This is a genomic window from Yersinia alsatica (genome assembly GCF_025133195.1).
In the GTDB taxonomy this organism is placed as follows: Bacteria; Pseudomonadota; Gammaproteobacteria; order Enterobacterales; family Enterobacteriaceae; genus Yersinia; species Yersinia alsatica.
In genome coordinates this window covers 3,896,792-3,912,060 of sequence record NZ_CP104006.1, presented here as the reverse complement: position 1 = coordinate 3,912,060, position 15,269 = coordinate 3,896,792, and the positions used below count along the sequence as shown (strand labels likewise).

Genomic DNA, 15,269 nt, shown 5'->3' with positions numbered 1-15,269 from the left:
CTGGTGACACTTCGACAGTGATTTTTCAGTGATTAAGTTAGCTGTGGATGATTTTGAATTAATAGTGTTATTTATCATTTGGTTAGATTGGTTTTCTCACAAGTAAAATGCGCCCTATTGCTGGCACCATCTTTGCATTGTTTTTACGCGAGATATCCACACAGGAAACACAGTCATGCATGAGATTACCTTGTGCCAACACGCGATTACCATGATGGAACAGCAAGCCCGATTACATGGCGCGCAGAGAATTACCGGGGTTTGGCTAGAAACCGGGGCATTTTCTTGTGTCGAGCCGCAAGCATTAGAGTTCTGTTTTGAATTAGTGTGCCGCGGCACGCTAGCAGAAGGTTGCGTTTTACATCTCAGTCAACAGCAGTCACAAGTGTGGTGCCATGACTGCCAGCAGAATGTGAACTTGCTGAGCAGTAAAGTGACGCGCTGCCCGCTGTGTGCCGGGAGCCATTTGCGCATGGGGGCAAATGATGATGGCGTGGTGATTAAACGGCTGGAGGTGGAATGAGTTTATTAACATTATGCCCAGATGCGGCAGGAGCCAGACTATGTGCATAGGCATTCCCGGGCAAATTGTGGCACTGGATGAAACTCAGGCGGGCACCGCGTGGGTAGATGTCTGTGGCGTGCGGCGTTCAGTCAATATTATGCTGGTGGCGGCAGATGAACCGAGCCGTTTGGCCTTGATCGGTCATTGGGTTTTGGTGCATGTGGGATTTGCCATGAGTCGGTTAGATGAAGATGAGGCACTGGAAACATTACAGTTATTGCAGGAGATGGGCGAGGTTGAAAGTGATGTGAGGCGTTTTTTGGCGCAATAGGGAAAAGTTGTTGAGATCCTTGTTTCGCTTGATATTTGACTCGCTCTCAATACGAATACTGTGGCTCAACCGAGTAGGAGGGCGGGTTGCTCAAACTGTAGTTTTCATTGGTTATATTCCCGATTGTACCTAACACCAAGGCGAAAACTACGGGCTTTTCTTTTTCTCATCCGCTAGCCGGTGTTCCAGTTCGACCAGCTGTTCTGGTGAAACAGCCGGATAGCCTTGTGCATCATCGGGGATGACGTGGACCGCGGGAATAGGGATTAATGGCCCAAGGAAGCGGGGTTCACGTTTCAAAATATAGAGGTCAGAGAGGGCGCCGAGGCGGGCAAAAATCTCGCGTACCCGGACATTAAGCATATCTTTCGGTGATGGTACGGCAAAACACTGCGCTTGAATCCCCATATGCAAGGCAATAAATAGCGCCCGCTCACAATGAAAACGCTGAGTAATGATAATAAAATCATTAGTATCAAAGACTTTTCGGGTGCGAACAATGGAGTCAAGGGTACGGAAACCGGCGTAATCCAGCACGATATCAGAAGGTGCAACCCCCGCGGCGATCAAGTCACGCCGCATGGTCATCGGCTCATTATAGCTTTGCAGGGCATTATCGCCACTGAGCAGTAAGTAACTGACTTTGCCACTGTTATAGGCGTTTATCGCGCCCTGAATGCGGTATTGATAAAACTGATTAATACCACCAGTGCGATAATATTTGGCGGTACCCAGAACTACACCAACCTGCCGATGGGGCAAGTCTTGTAGCTCATCATAGATAAAAGGAGCGGTTTTCCAGCTAATCCAGCGATCGAGCGCAATAGCAGTCACCATCAGCAACCCTGCGATGATAATTAAGCTAATAATCAGGCGTTTCCACATTCTCTGGCCTTCGATGCATTCAATTCACTGTGATATTTGCAAGGCTACTGTACCTGTCGTTGCTGCGCAAGCCATTCTACCCTTCGTCCTTGACGCTACAGCGTTGTTAGCTGCGCTCACTTACCCGAATCACTTACTGATGTAAGCTCATCGGGATAAGTTCGCTGGCTGCCTTGCTGTAACGCCAATGACTTTGGGTGACCCTTCTGGCCCTCGACGCTACAGCGGTGTTAGCTGCACTCACTTACCCGAATCACTTACTGATGTAAGCCCATCGGGATAAGTTCACTGGCTGCCTTGCTGTAACGCCAATGACTGTGGGTGACCCTTCTGGCCCTCGACGCTACAGCGGTGTTAGCTGCGCCCACTTACCCGAATCACTTACTGATGTAAGCTCATCGGGATAAGTTAGCTGGCTGCCTTGCTGTAACGCCAATGACGGTGGGTGACCCTTCTGGCCCTCGACGCTACAGCGTTGTTAGCTGCGCTCACTTACCCGAATCACTTACTGATGTAAGCTCATCGGGATAAGTTCGCTGGCTGCCTTGCTGTAACGCCAATGACTGTGGGTGACCCTTCTGGCCCTCGACGCTACAGCGGTGTTAGCTGCACTCACTTACCCGAATCACTTACTGATAGATTAACCAGCCCATACTTATGCATAGGCCGGATAATATTTAGAACGAAGTGCGTTTGTAGCTGCGGTATTGCGGTTGCCAATAGTTATGTTCGATGGCTTTGGCTAAGGCCTCTTCAGACGTCACAATAGCTACACCTTGCAACTGGGCGGCTTTACCGACCTGCATCGCGATACTCTTTGATACAGCTTGAATATCGTCGATATTCGGCAACAGTGCGCCTTCGCCATTCCGTGCCAGCGGTGAACATTCTGCTAATGCACGGCTGGCCGCCATCAACATGCCGTCAGTAACGCGTTTGGCTCCTGATGCCAACACACCCAAACCAATACCCGGGAAGATATACGAGTTATTGCATTGAGCTATTGGGTAGAGCTTATCTTTATAACTAACAGGTGAGAATGGGCTGCCGGTGGCGACCAGAGCAGCGCCTTCAGTCCAATTAATAATATCTTCTGGCCGCGCTTCAACGCGAGATGTCGGGTTAGACAATGGCATGACAATAGGGCGCGCGCAGTGTTTATGCATTTCACGAATCAGTTCTTCGGTAAACAGGCCCGGCTGACCAGAAACACCAATGAGGACGGTAGGCTTGGCATTACGCACCACATCCAGCAGAGAGATGGCATCACTTGTCAGATTCCAGCTTTTCAATGCATCACTTTTTTGCACCAGTTTACTCTGGAAATCCAATAGATTAGGCAGTTTGTCAGTTAGCAGGCCGAAGCGGTCGACCATAAAGACGCGTGCTCGCGCTTGCTCTTCAGTTAAACCTTCCGAAATCATCTGCGCGATGATTTGCTCGGCAATCCCGCAGCCCGCCGATCCGGCACCAAGGAAGGTCACTGTTTGGTCGCGCAACTGGCTACCCGCGGCATGGCTGGCTGCAATCAGGCTACCGAGAGTGACGGCTGCCGTGCCCTGAATATCATCATTAAAACAGCACAGCTCATCACGATAGCGGTTCAGCAGCGGGGTGGCATTATTCTGAGCAAAGTCTTCAAACTGCAACAACACATTCGGCCAACGGCGTTTTACCGCCTGAATGAATTCATCGACAAAAGCATAGTATTCGTCGCCTGAAATGCGCGGATGGCGCCACCCCATATACAGCGGGTCATTCAGTCGCTGCGGGTTGTTGGTACCAACATCTAATACGACCGGCAAAGTATAAGCTGGGCTGATACCACCGCACGCGGTATACAGAGACAGTTTACCAATGGGGATCCCCATGCCGCCGATGCCCTGATCGCCAAGGCCCAGAATGCGCTCACCGTCAGTCACAACGATAACTTTCACATTCTGCTTGGTGGCATTTTGCAGCATGTCATCAATGTGTTCGCGGTTTGGATAAGAGATAAATAACCCGCGCGCCCGGCGATAGATATCAGAGAAGTGCTCGCAGGCTTCGCCCACGGTCGGGGTGTAAATAATGGGCATCATCTCACTGAGATGGGCATCCAGCAGGCGATAAAACAGCGTCTCGTTGGTATCTTGAATGTTACGCAGATAAATGTGCTTATCATCGTCGTTTTTGAAATCTTGATACTGGCGGTAAGCTCGCTCAGCCTGTTCTTCAATAGTTTCAACCGCTTCCGGTAATAAACCGTGTAAATTGAAGTGGCTGCGCTCATCATTGGTGAAAGCGCTGCCTTTGTTCAATAGCGGGAATTCTAATAGGATGGGGCCAGCGTAGGGGATATATAGAGGGCGCTTACTTTCGTATTCAAGTTCCATGAGTTTCACTCTTAAACGTTATCAAGTCGTTGCCCCGATCCTAAAAGATAAGAAAAATATGTACAGCTTTTGTTAGTTAAATATGTCGGTTACCGGTAAAAATGCGAGTTAACTTGCAGATTTGACTGCTTAATTGCCGGATGCGGACTGATTGACGGTCAACTCAATTCGCTGACCATATGAGACTTCCAAAGTGTTGCCATCGGGATCGGCAAAATAGGCCCAATAACCCACGGGTTCCCCCGAATCTACCGGAGCCGAGCGTAACCGGCCCTCCGCAGTCGCTAGCGCAACCAGCGCATCAACATGCTCTCGGCTGCGGCAGGCGACCCCAAGATGGCCGAATGGGCCGAGTGGCGTATCCTGTAATTCTACTGAACTCACCAGCACTAGGGCAAAAGGGCGGCAGTGATCGGTTATCCACGCCACCTCCATCCCAGGCTTACCGCCAGCACGCCGGTGTACCAACGTCATTCCGGCATAGCGATGATAAAAGTCCAGACTGGCATCAATATCCTTAACGACTAAGGCGATGTGGCTCAGGCCAATGTCGGTTGGAGCGGTGTGGGGGGGTGGTGAGTTCATGGCTTTCTCCCATTGTTAGCTAACGGCATTTTTAGCAAAGTGACGAACAAAGATTCACTTCAGTGCTGGGATGATTCACTATTCACCCGATAATTAGAAATCGATATTTAATCTAATAGGTATTCGCCAAATGAATAGTCTGCGCGCGATCGACCTCAACTTGCTGGTCGTCCTTGAGGTATTACTGACAGAACGGCATGTCTCGCGTGCCGCGCAGCAACTGCATATGAGCCAGCCTGCAGTGAGTCACGCACTGAATCGGCTACGTTATTTGCTGGATGATGAGCTACTGGTTCGAGGTGACGGTGGTTTTCAATTGACCAGCCGCGCTCTGGCGTTGATTGGACCGGTACAGGAGGTGCTAAGCCGAGTGCGCGGTATCGTCGGGCCAGCTCACTTCGATCCGGCGCAGGCTCGCCAACGTTTTCGCATTGCTATGTCGGACTATGGCGCAGCTATGTTGCTGCCGAGATTGTTAGCACGCCTACGCCAGAGTGCGCCGGGGGTTGATATTGTGCTGGTGCAGGCCAGCCGTGAACAGATGCTGGCGCAAGTTATGGCCGGAGAGCTGGATCTGGCGCTGGGGGTATTCCCAACATTGCCACAGCCGCTGCGCTCTTCACTGCTATTCGAGGAGCATTTTGTGTGTGTCGCAGATAAAACTCACCCACTAGTTCGGAAAAAAAACATCACTTTGGATGATTATCTGGCTCAGCCTCATCTATTGGTATCGGTGCAGGGGGAGAGCAGCGGAGAAGTAGAGACTGTGCTGGCGGAGCGGGGATTACAGCGGCGGATCGCGGCGATTATGCCGCACTTTCTACTAGCACCACAGGCGGTGGTGGGCACTGATTTACTGCTGACTATCGCCAGCCGAGTAGTCGCACGACAATGTGATACCCAGGCATTGCAGCAACTGATATTGCCTTTTACTGTACCTTCCTTCTCCTTTGTACAGGTATGGCATGGGCGCAATGAGGATAAAAACGGTCACAGCTGGTTGCGCGGACAAATCAACGACAGTGCAAGGCAGGGTGATAACCGGGGCTAATCATGTCACCCCGGTTTGGCTACGATTTAATTAAAATGTCACTCGTTTTACATCTGTGCAGCCCAGTGCCGCCAGCGTTGACTGGGTTGCATCCCACTGCGTCAGCATAGCTTTACTGCCTTCAACCAGCACTGCGCGGCGGATAGTGCCACAATCTTTGCCGGAAAGATTGGCCAGAATCAATGCCGCTTGTAGCGGTGGAAGGCTGGGATTAAATGCTGCATTCTCGGCATAGCGGCCGGCATATATCGAGCCGTCAGCCGCTTCTAGCGCCACACCGCTGTGTGAAAGGCTGTAAGGGGCATGGCTATGATTTGCGCCATCGAGTGCGGCTTGAGTCAGGGCATCCGTCTGGGCCACTTTATAGCCGTGATCCACTGGATCCATCAGCAAGGTGGTGATGGCTAAATCTTTCGGGCCGAAAGAGTCCGGCAGATATTGCCCCAGTGTGGAAGCTGGACGGCCCGGCAGATGAATGTGCAGGTCAGTTCCGCTGTTCAGTTCATTCATAAACTGCCGGCAATGACCACATGGCGTGTAATTGACGGTAATAGAGATCAAACTGGCCTCGCCACGTAGCCAGGCGTGCGTTACAGCACATTGTTCGGCATGGATAGTCTGTTGCAGCGGTACGCCACCAAATTCCATATTGGCACCGAAATAGAGATTACCGCTGATACCCCGGGCAATGGCCCCAACCATAAAATGGGACACCGGTGTTAATGCGCAGGCTGCGGCCAATGGCAACAACGCAAATGCCAGCGCATCGTCATCTAACCCACTGATGCTTTTCACTGTTTTCACCTGCTCTGCTGTCAGCATGGCAGCGAAATCGTTTGCGCTCAAAATCGGTTCAAGTGCGGTTTGCAGTGAGGTGGGCAGCTTAGCCCAAGGGGCTTGAAAACGTGCTTGCATAGGGTTCTCTCCAATAGTAACGGGATACTATTCTAGGCAGCTTACTGCTTTCTTGGTGTGATGTAGATCTCGTTGTATATGAAATTCATGCAAGTAAAATCTCAAATGAGAGATGTATCTCAAATTTATGCCGCAATATTGGTGCTCTTAGCCAAATAAATGTAGCAGCACTGGGAACAGGAAGGGGGCCAGCAGTGAGGTAATAATCCCGCAGATGACCAGCGCCAATGAGCTGAATGCGCCTTCCTGAAAGTCCAGTTCGGCACAGCGGGCCGTGCCGAGGGCGTGCGAAGCAGTACCCATCGCCAAACCTCTGGAGGCCTTAGTAGTAATTTTTAATATATTCAACAAGCTGTGACCAAATACCGCCCCCAGAATACCGACAAAAATAACACATACTGCACTGATGGCTGGCAAACCATGAATAGATTCGGCAACCGCCATAGCTATGGGTGTGGTCACCGATTTAGGTAATACCGAGGCGGCAATTTCTGGGGTTGCCCCCATCCATAAGGCCACTGCGGTACCGGTAACCATGGCGGTAACACTGCCAATAAAACAGATGCTTATGATTGATTTCCAGCGGGCGCGAATTTGGTGTATCTGCTCATACAGCGGGAACGCTAATGCCACCACCGCAGGTTGCAGCAGGTCATTGAGTATTTTGCTGCCAGCAAAATAGTTGGCATAGGGCATATGCGTGACCAGCAGCAATGGGATGATAACAACCATAGATATCAATAATGGGTTAAGCAGCGGCATTTTCAGCCAGCGCGCCAGACGGCGTGCACTGAAAAACACGATTAGGGTCAGCGGTAGCGACCACCATAAGTTGCTTATCATTTGTCCTCCTCGGTATGGGTGGGAGAACCAATTACTTTGCGTTCACGATGGACATAATGTGAGCTGTAGGCCACCACCAGCATCACAATCAAGGTACTGACAAAGCAGGAGACGACAATCGGGCCGAATTGCTTGGTCAGTTGATCGTAATATTGCATTACACCGACACCGATAGGGACAAACAGCAGTGCCATGTAGCGGATTAGCATATGGCAGCCGGGTTTTACCCATGTTGACGGCAAGATCTGCGAGGCGAGTAAGGCAAACAGAATCAGCATGCCAATGATGCTACCCGGAATAGTGATAGGCAGCAGCAGGGCAACAGCCTTACCGGCCCATAAGCACAGATAGATAATGGCGAAAGCCCGCAGGTACTGCCAACAAAGTGAAGTCACGTTGCGCATAAAAAAGATCCTGAGTGACGGAATGCATTCATCATACAATTAACTATGGTTATGTGCTAGCAATCACATTATGAATAATATTAATGGAAATATGCCAATCACGACTAGCTCTAGTGACCCTAAGCCAGATCAGAGCGACGACATTTGGCGGCACTTTCTTGTTCTTTAGCCAGTTGGTAACCGCGATAGAAAAATATCAGCCCCAGCAGAGCGGCGACAATCAGCATATAGAACATCATTTGTGGTGCTGCATACGCGAGTAAGAAACCACAGAGCACCGGGTTGGCGGCACCCCCTAGCTGGCCGAGGTTTTGTACCCCATAGTAACTGCCTTTGAGATTCGCCGGAGCAATAAAATCGATAAACATGTATTCGACCGGGATAACAATAATTTCGCCCAATGAGAATATTGCCATTGCCAGCATCCACAATGGAATTGAGTCCTGAGCCGCCATAAACCCGAACAAGCCAATAATGAAGAACAAGGTACCCAGCACCAGCCAACGCATTAAGTTTTGCTGATTCATACGGCGGCTTAATAAGTATTGCAGAGTAATCACAATAACCGCATTCACGGTCATCACTGCGCCAATCACCTGATAGGCAAATTTAGCATCGGAAACGGTAATCAGATATTGGGATAAATAGCCAGAGAACTGGCCAAAGACAATGGCGCTGAGCATGCTGCCGAGAGTGAAATAAATCAGTCGCTTATCATGACGCAGAATGCGGAATGTCTGGCGAAAATCAGGTACGGATTCAGTAGGTGAACGTTCTGCGACTGACATATCAGTGCTGTCTATCCTGAATTTCAGAATGATGACAACCGACAGTGCCAGTAGGCCGGAAATAATAAACGGTGCTTGCGGGCCAATGCCGACCACCAACACCCCCAACGCCGGGCCGATCGCCCAACCGACATTGACCAAGGTGTAGTTGGCTGAAAAGGCTCTGATTCGCTCATTGACTGGCAACCAGTCGGCAAAACAAGCTTTGATCGCAATACTGTAGACCGAGTATGCCGAGTGCAGCAGGGCCAGAATCAGGATGATCCACGCCGGATGCTCAATCCATGGCAGGGTAAAGAAGGTGACTGAAAATAGCGCGACCGCCAGCAGAATCAGCTGCTTTCTATTAAATTTATCAACCAGATAGCCGCCGTAAAGGCTGGTGAAAATACCCAGAGTCAAACTCGCCCCCAATACCAGTCCAACCTTATCTGGCGCTAGCTGGAAATGCTCTGCCAGATAGATGGTGATAAAGGGCAGGGTGACGGCTCGCCCTATGGTCAAGACTAGCGATGCAATCAGCAGGTTGGTAACACGCGATGGAAAACCTTTCATGGTATTTTCTTATTTTGATTATTTGGGCATACATGCTTGTTTTTCAATCAAAAAAATGACTAGCACAGCATGACGACAAAGCGGCTCAGCCAATTACAGTAGACTATTACGATGAGAAAGAGAGGGGGTAGGAGGAAAAATTTTTCGCAAACAGCAGATCGATCTAAATCGACCTGCTTTTAATAGATAATTAACCTAAATACTCGATGATTGAGAGACCACCATTATAATCGGTGCTGTAGATAATCCCTTGTGCATCAACAAACACATCACATGACTGAATAACTTGCGGGCGTCCGGGCCGTTTATCCATCATTTTTTCGGGTGCGGCGGGGACTAACGCACCGGTTTCCTTGGGTTGATAAGGGTTGCTGATATCATAAGCACGCACGCCGGCATTTTGATAGGTGGCAAAAATTAATGATGAGCTAATAAAGCTGCCGGGCCGGTTTTCATGCAGATTATGCGGGCCAAAATGAGCGCCTTTTTTCACATAATCTTGCTCATCCGGCACAGGGAAGGTCGAGATGCTTACTGGATTAGTTGGCTCGCGAATATCAAACAGCCAAATGTGTTTCTCACCATCTTCCTGATTATCTAATACCGCCTCATCCAGCACCACTAATAAGTCGCGGTCGGGTAGCGGCAGGGCGGTGTGAGTACCGCCACCAAAAGGGGGGCTCCAGTTGCGATGGCTAATCAGTTTTGGCTCATGGCGGTCACTGACGTCCAACAGGGTCAAGCCACCATCACGCCAACTGCCATAAGCGGTGTCGCCACTGATAATGGCGTGATGCAATGCATAGCGTTTACCTTCAGGCCAGCTTGCGTGTTCTCCGGCGGCGGTATGCATACCGGGCAAAGCATAGCGGCCAGCCACCTGCGGCTTTTGCGGGTCAGCCAGGTCAATGGTCAGAAAGATATAATCACTGTAGCCATCTAACAATGCGGAAACATAAGCCCAGCGCCCACCGACATACCAGATGCGATGAATACCAATGCCATCAAGCGGCAGGAAACTTATCTCGCGCGGTTTATCGGGTGTCGAAATATCAAAAATACGCAGCCCGGCACTCCAACTGCGACCTTCCTGACGGGTACTGACGGTCTGCGCCACCGAACGAGTGTAATACACTTTTTCTTCGGTAAAACTGGCATCCGCGAACAGATCTCGGGCATTAATCACCAAAAGCAGGTCATCATGGGCCTGCAAATGCACATTCCAGGTATTGGCTGGGGCGGCAATAAAACCCGCGGGACGAGGTTTTTTTGCATCTCGCACATCAATAATTGATACACCTTGCGACACCATATGACCGACATAGGCATAGCCGCGGTGCACCATAACCTGCACCCCATCGGGTTTTCCGCCTTGATCACTATGACCAATCAGCCGCATATTGCGGCTGTATTCCGGTGTCGGCAAGTATCCTTGTGTAGCCATCTATTTCACTCCAAATCAATTGACCCTATTGGCTTTTACTGGCCGTTTTTGGCCGCCAGAGTGGCAAACCAAGGTGAGTTGAAATCATCTGACTGGCCCCAGCCCGGAATGATTTTACTCAAACCGGCCACGTTGACAGGGCCAGGTTGACTGGCGAGCAAGGCTTGTGGAATTGATGCTGCGCGGAACTCATAACTGGCTGGCGTCTCTTCACCGGCAATTTTCTTGGCAATTAGGCGCAAGTTAACGGCCCCAATCAGCTTAGGATCAACCGCAACACTGACTTTCCACGGGCTATTGGCTTCACGCATCAATTGCAAATCCTGATTTGAAATATCAATGCTGTACAGTTTGATTTCAGTGCGGCCATTTTCTTGTAAGGCTTTATAGGCACCTTGAGTAAAGGCATCCCAAGTACCCCAGATAGCGTCGATTTTCCCTTTCGGATATTTCGCCAATACTGCGCCCACTTTGTTGGCGGTATCACCTTGAACATCTGAGGAGACGGCACCGATAGATTCAAGTTCATGAATGCCAGGATTCTGTTTCAGCAGTGCCTGATAAGCAGCCTGACGACGTTCCATCGGTGGGAAACCGGCCACCCAGAGTTTGATAATATTGGCATTGCCATTGAAATCTTTGATTAATTGACCAAAAGATTCATTGGTCAGAGAAGCATCGTCCTGCTGGGTAACCGTCAGGCCGGGAATGTCGCCTTGAATGGCGGTGTCAAATACAGACACCGCAATGCCACTGGCGGCAATACGTTTAACTAACTCAGTCGAGTAAGGGTCACGGCCCTGAGAAAGAATAATGCCGTCATATTTCTGGCTAATGGCCTGATTGACGAAGTCTTGGAAGCGCGCGTCATCACCGTTACTTAGGAAAGTATCGATTTTGAAACCCAGTTTTTTACCTTCTTTCAATACACCCGACAGGAACTGTGTGGTGTTGTCATCGGAACCCAAATTACGGATCACCGCAATTTTAATCTGCCCTTGATGCTTAGCGATAGCGTCTGGGATTGGAGCAACAGTGGCGGTGTTTGCTGCGAATACCGGCAGTGCCGTCAGCAGGCTCAGGGCCAGTAAAGGGGAAGCGATTTTTTTCATCCGGAACTCCGTCATGGTGTCGATAAGGTATGCAATGTGGTGTGTTGTTGTCATTGTTATAGCTGTCTTTGTGTCTAGACGTCTATCTGTCTCTGCACAGCATCATAACCATAACTATTTTGATAAGGAATTAACTTTGTTATGAATTTTTGGATCGCGTTATATCTTTTAGTTTGGATAGAGTAAATAAGCAGCAAAAGGTAGGGAGGCAAGTCGTCTGTTATTACAATGGAAGCCAATAGAAACTAATAACCTTTGATTTTACATGGTTAATGTGAGGCTAAATATAACCTTATAGTGACTATGACAATAGTCTAATTATTATTTTATTTCGTTACTAACCGAGTGCTGATATTCTAAATAGCACTGAGGGATAATAATAAAGGCTAATAGCCATAACCGATGTGAACTTTTTACGTTTTTAAATATTTAAAGGATTAAAATCACCATGGGTAAAATTAGCAACCTATGTAAATTCAGAATGGACGCTGCCAATCAGGCACAGCTGAATTCGAGGTATATTATCAATACTGCTGTTAGCGATAGCGCTTTTTGTCGCTATATGTCTCGCAGTGAGTTTCTTTTTCTATTTATTCGCTATTTATTAACGTTAATGGTGATTGTTCTCTTCGTCACGATACTGTTTCCTGATTTAATTGATGACATTATATCACTGTCGCTACGTTCTTTTTTTTCGGTACTTTCATTGGTCTTATTATTGCCTTGCTCGTATCGTTTAGCCAGCCAAAGACTAAGCCCTTATTTACTGGTTTTTCACCTTCTTCCTCTTGGACATTATTTTTTGCCCGGTCTACTCCCGTGGCTCTTATCTATTGTATTTTTACTTTACCTGGTATTTATCAATATCTATGACATCAAGCCGCCAGTGTGTGAGCGGAGAAAACAGTTAGCATCAGTCTTGCCCGATGAGTATCCATTTGGGTTAACTCTGCTTTGTTTTAGTTTGTTATATATAAGTTTTTTCCTGCTAATTGAGTTGGACGATGCCATTATTTCACTGATGGTATTGTCGTGGATTTTCTTTTTGCTGGCTAAATGGCACTGGCCTGTTGTGACATTAAATGTTTTGGGGGCGGTTGGCGTATTTTGGTTTTTTTCATCTGGCTTTGTGGAAGTAAAACATCATAAGAATATTATTATTAATGCCCTGGTTAAAATTTCTTTATTGGATAATATTTTATTTTTGATTTTCTCACTAAGTCTATTTATTAATATGCTTTTTTGGTTGGAAGCTTGGCAACGTGAGCGTCAACCTCAAGTTCCCAAAGAGTAAGAATATAGCTGAGATAAACTGTTAGATATAATGAAAATGCTGGTCAAGTTATCCTTGACCAGCATTTAACTGAGTGAATTTACTTCACTTGCATACCGGGTTGAGCACCATTATCCGGGCTGAGCAGGAAGATATCGCTACCGCCAGGACCTGCTGCCATCACCATGCCTTCTGAAATACCAAAGCGCATTTTACGTGGCGCCAGATTCGCCACCATCACCGTTAGACGCCCTTCCAGTACTTTCGGGTCAGGGTAAGCTGAACGGATACCAGAGAAGACTTGACGGGTTTCACCACCGAGATCTAGCTTCAGTTTCAATAACTTATCTGAACCTTCGACAAAATCGGCTTGTTGAATCAGCGCGATGCGCATATCCACTTTGGCAAAGTCATCAAAACTGATGGTTTCTTGAATCGGATCATCGGCTAATGGACCTGTAGCCACAACTGCCGGAGCCATATCTTCTTTAGAAGAGGCGACCATTTCGTTCACCTTGTCCAAATCAATACGGTTAAACAGTGCTTTAAAGGCATTGATCTGATGGCCCAGCAACGGCTGTTCAATGCTATCCCATGTCAATTCAGTATTGAGGAAAGCCTCAGTACGTTCTGTCAGGGATGGCAATACCGGCTTGAGATAGGTCATGAGAACACGGAACAGGTTGATACCCATAGAACAGATTGCTTGCAAGTCGGCATCGCGGCCTTCTTCTTTTGCCACCACCCAAGGGGCCTGCTCATCAACATACCGGTTGGCAACATCAGCCAGTGCCATGATTTCGCGAATCGCTTTGCTTGATTCACGGCTGTTATAAGCATCAGCAATACTGATTGCGGCATCGGTAAAGGTTTTATACAGGGCTGGGTCAGCAAGTTGGTCGGCTAACTTGCCAGCAAAGCGCTTATTGATAAAACCTGCATTACGGGAGGCCAGATTCACCACTTTGTTAACGATATCGGCGTTAACTCGCTGGACGAAATCTTCCAGATTCAGGTCAATATCATCAATGCGTGAAGAGAGCTTGGCGGCATAGTAATAACGCAAGCAATCGGCATCCAGATGTTTCAGGTAAGTGCCTGCTTTAATAAATGTGCCGCGGGATTTCGACATTTTCGCGCCGTTTACCGTGACATAGCCATGAACAAACAGGTTGGTTGGCTTACGGAAATTACTGCCTTCCAACATAGCTGGCCAGAACAGGCTATGGAAGTAAACAATGTCTTTACCAATGAAGTGGTAAAGGTCAGTTGTTGAGCCTTCACGCCAGAATTCATCAAAATCCAAATCGCCACGTTTGTCACACAGGTTTTTAAATGCGCCCATATAGCCGATAGGGGCATCCAGCCACACATAGAAATATTTACCCGGTGCATCAGGGACTTCAAAACCGAAGTAAGGAGCATCACGGGTGATATCCCACTGTTGCAGACCCGATTCAAACCATTCCTGCATTTTGTTGGCAACTTGTTCTTGCAGTGCGCCGGAACGTGTCCAGGCTTGCAGCATATCGCTGAACGCAGGCAGGTCGAAGAAGAAGTGCTCAGACTCCCGCATTACCGGTGTAGCGCCGGAAACCGCAGATTTTGGATCGATAAGCTCAGTTGGGCTATAGGTTGCGCCACAAACTTCACAGTTATCGCCATACTGATCGGGTGATTTGCACTTCGGACAGGTGCCTTTCACAAAACGGTCGGGCAGGAACATACCTTTCTCAGGATCATAGAGCTGAGAAATGGTGCGATTTTTGATATAGCCGTTAGCTTTTAGGCGGCTATATATCAGGCTCGACAGTTCACGGTTTTCATCACTGTGGGTTGAGTGATAGTTATCATAGCTGATAGCGAAACCGGCGAAATCCTGTTGGTGCTCCTGGCTCATTTCGGCAATCATCTGCTCCGGTTCGATACCCAGTTGCTGAGCTTTCAGCATGATTGGGGTGCCGTGGGCATCATCTGCACAGATAAAATGAACCTGGTTGCCGCGCATTCGCTGGAAACGGACCCAGATATCTGCCTGGATGTGCTCGAGCATATGACCGAGATGAATAGAACCGTTAGCGTATGGTAGCGCGCACGTCACCAATATTTTTTTCGCGACTTGAGCCATAGTGGGAAATTGCTTTCTTTATGTCGATTAAAGGGTCTTTGATGTTAACCGATAAGCGGGTTTGTCGCTAGGGTA

14 protein-coding genes are annotated in these 15,269 nt (G+C 48.5%); 4 read left to right on the top strand and 10 right to left on the bottom strand.

Annotation, left to right across the window (positions count from 1 at the left end):
• Nucleotides 1-175: 175 nt before the first annotated feature.
• Both hypA and N0H69_RS17490 read left to right on the top strand, forming a co-directional pair.
• On the top strand, nt 176-523 hold the full coding sequence (hypA, locus tag N0H69_RS17495) for a hydrogenase maturation nickel metallochaperone HypA (RefSeq protein WP_050151650.1): 348 nt from the start codon (nt 176-178) through the stop codon (nt 521-523).
• 40 nt (nt 524-563) lie between these two features.
• Nucleotides 564-836, top strand: coding sequence for a HypC/HybG/HupF family hydrogenase formation chaperone (locus N0H69_RS17490; RefSeq protein WP_050107521.1), 273 nt, complete (start codon nt 564-566; stop codon nt 834-836).
• 147 nt (nt 837-983) lie between these two features.
• Here N0H69_RS17490 and sanA read toward each other — a convergent pair whose 3' ends face one another.
• The 3 genes from sanA to N0H69_RS17475 all read right to left on the bottom strand — a co-directional run bounded on the left by sanA (nt 984) and on the right by N0H69_RS17475 (nt 4,681).
• Complete coding sequence (sanA, locus tag N0H69_RS17485; RefSeq protein WP_050122308.1) at nt 984-1,721, bottom strand: outer membrane permeability protein SanA; 738 nt, start codon at nt 1,719-1,721, stop codon at nt 984-986.
• A gap of 677 nt (nt 1,722-2,398) precedes the next feature.
• On the bottom strand, nt 2,399-4,096 hold the full coding sequence (locus tag N0H69_RS17480; RefSeq protein WP_050106865.1) for an NAD-dependent malic enzyme: 1,698 nt from the start codon (nt 4,094-4,096) through the stop codon (nt 2,399-2,401).
• A 129-nt stretch (nt 4,097-4,225) separates the two neighbouring features.
• The gene (locus N0H69_RS17475; protein WP_050134577.1) at nt 4,226-4,681 is read right to left on the bottom strand and encodes a VOC family protein; all 456 of its coding nucleotides are present in this window, start codon (nt 4,679-4,681) and stop codon (nt 4,226-4,228) included.
• A gap of 130 nt (nt 4,682-4,811) precedes the next feature.
• Here N0H69_RS17475 and N0H69_RS17470 point away from each other — a divergent pair, with 130 nt between their 5' ends.
• The gene (locus tag N0H69_RS17470; RefSeq protein ID WP_050134578.1) at nt 4,812-5,732 is read left to right on the top strand and encodes a LysR family transcriptional regulator; all 921 of its coding nucleotides are present in this window, start codon (nt 4,812-4,814) and stop codon (nt 5,730-5,732) included.
• Between the two features lie 30 nt (nt 5,733-5,762).
• Here the strand turns inward: N0H69_RS17470 and cdd are convergent, their stop codons facing one another.
• The 6 genes from cdd to N0H69_RS17440 form a co-directional block, all read right to left on the bottom strand.
• Entirely contained in the window at nt 5,763-6,647 is an 885-nt protein-coding gene (gene cdd, locus N0H69_RS17465; RefSeq protein WP_050151651.1) for a cytidine deaminase, read from the bottom strand.
• A 147-nt stretch (nt 6,648-6,794) separates the two neighbouring features.
• The gene (locus N0H69_RS17460; protein WP_050106861.1) at nt 6,795-7,490 is read right to left on the bottom strand and encodes a CidB/LrgB family autolysis modulator; all 696 of its coding nucleotides are present in this window, start codon (nt 7,488-7,490) and stop codon (nt 6,795-6,797) included.
• Entirely contained in the window at nt 7,487-7,894 is a 408-nt protein-coding gene (locus N0H69_RS17455; RefSeq protein ID WP_050106860.1) for a CidA/LrgA family protein, read from the bottom strand. The genes N0H69_RS17460 and N0H69_RS17455 overlap by 4 nt, the downstream gene beginning before the upstream one ends.
• Before the next feature lie 119 nt (nt 7,895-8,013).
• Nucleotides 8,014-9,237 carry an MFS transporter gene (locus tag N0H69_RS17450; protein WP_050106859.1) on the bottom strand — a complete coding sequence of 408 codons (1,224 nt, stop codon included), beginning with the start codon at nt 9,235-9,237 and terminating at the stop codon, nt 8,014-8,016.
• A gap of 190 nt (nt 9,238-9,427) precedes the next feature.
• The gene (locus N0H69_RS17445; protein WP_050151652.1) at nt 9,428-10,681 is read right to left on the bottom strand and encodes an LVIVD repeat-containing protein; all 1,254 of its coding nucleotides are present in this window, start codon (nt 10,679-10,681) and stop codon (nt 9,428-9,430) included.
• Between the two features lie 35 nt (nt 10,682-10,716).
• Nucleotides 10,717-11,793 carry a sugar ABC transporter substrate-binding protein gene (locus N0H69_RS17440; RefSeq protein WP_050122301.1) on the bottom strand — a complete coding sequence of 359 codons (1,077 nt, stop codon included), beginning with the start codon at nt 11,791-11,793 and terminating at the stop codon, nt 10,717-10,719.
• A gap of 448 nt (nt 11,794-12,241) precedes the next feature.
• On the opposite strand from N0H69_RS17440, the gene N0H69_RS17435 reads away from it, so the two are divergent.
• Nucleotides 12,242-13,087: a transporter permease gene (locus tag N0H69_RS17435; RefSeq protein WP_072077585.1), complete on the top strand. Its 846-nt coding sequence runs from the start codon at nt 12,242-12,244 to the stop codon at nt 13,085-13,087.
• A 79-nt stretch (nt 13,088-13,166) separates the two neighbouring features.
• On the opposite strand, the gene metG is transcribed toward N0H69_RS17435, so the two are convergent.
• A complete protein-coding gene (gene metG, locus N0H69_RS17430) occupies nt 13,167-15,194 on the bottom strand; it encodes a methionine--tRNA ligase (protein ID WP_050106856.1) in 2,028 nt (675 codons plus the stop codon).
• Nucleotides 15,195-15,269: the final 75 nt, after the last annotated feature.

Excerpts from the sequence above, each read along its gene's own strand:
- hypA (WP_050151650.1), top strand. The coding sequence starts at position 176 with ATGCATGAGATTACCTTGTGCCAACACGCGATTACCATGATGGAACAG.
- N0H69_RS17490 (WP_050107521.1), top strand. The coding sequence starts at position 564 with ATGTGCATAGGCATTCCCGGGCAAATTGTGGCACTGGATGAAACTCAG.
- sanA (WP_050122308.1), bottom strand. The coding sequence starts at position 1,721 with ATGTGGAAACGCCTGATTATTAGCTTAATTATCATCGCAGGGTTGCTG.
- N0H69_RS17480 (WP_050106865.1), bottom strand. The coding sequence starts at position 4,096 with ATGGAACTTGAATACGAAAGTAAGCGCCCTCTATATATCCCCTACGCT.
- N0H69_RS17475 (WP_050134577.1), bottom strand. The coding sequence starts at position 4,681 with ATGAACTCACCACCCCCCCACACCGCTCCAACCGACATTGGCCTGAGC.
- N0H69_RS17470 (WP_050134578.1), top strand. The coding sequence starts at position 4,812 with ATGAATAGTCTGCGCGCGATCGACCTCAACTTGCTGGTCGTCCTTGAG.
- cdd (WP_050151651.1), bottom strand. The coding sequence starts at position 6,647 with ATGCAAGCACGTTTTCAAGCCCCTTGGGCTAAGCTGCCCACCTCACTG.
- N0H69_RS17460 (WP_050106861.1), bottom strand. The coding sequence starts at position 7,490 with ATGATAAGCAACTTATGGTGGTCGCTACCGCTGACCCTAATCGTGTTT.
- N0H69_RS17455 (WP_050106860.1), bottom strand. The coding sequence starts at position 7,894 with ATGCGCAACGTGACTTCACTTTGTTGGCAGTACCTGCGGGCTTTCGCC.
- N0H69_RS17450 (WP_050106859.1), bottom strand. The coding sequence starts at position 9,237 with ATGAAAGGTTTTCCATCGCGTGTTACCAACCTGCTGATTGCATCGCTA.
- N0H69_RS17445 (WP_050151652.1), bottom strand. The coding sequence starts at position 10,681 with ATGGCTACACAAGGATACTTGCCGACACCGGAATACAGCCGCAATATG.
- N0H69_RS17440 (WP_050122301.1), bottom strand. The coding sequence starts at position 11,793 with ATGAAAAAAATCGCTTCCCCTTTACTGGCCCTGAGCCTGCTGACGGCA.
- N0H69_RS17435 (WP_072077585.1), top strand. The coding sequence starts at position 12,242 with ATGGGTAAAATTAGCAACCTATGTAAATTCAGAATGGACGCTGCCAAT.
- metG (WP_050106856.1), bottom strand. The coding sequence starts at position 15,194 with ATGGCTCAAGTCGCGAAAAAAATATTGGTGACGTGCGCGCTACCATAC.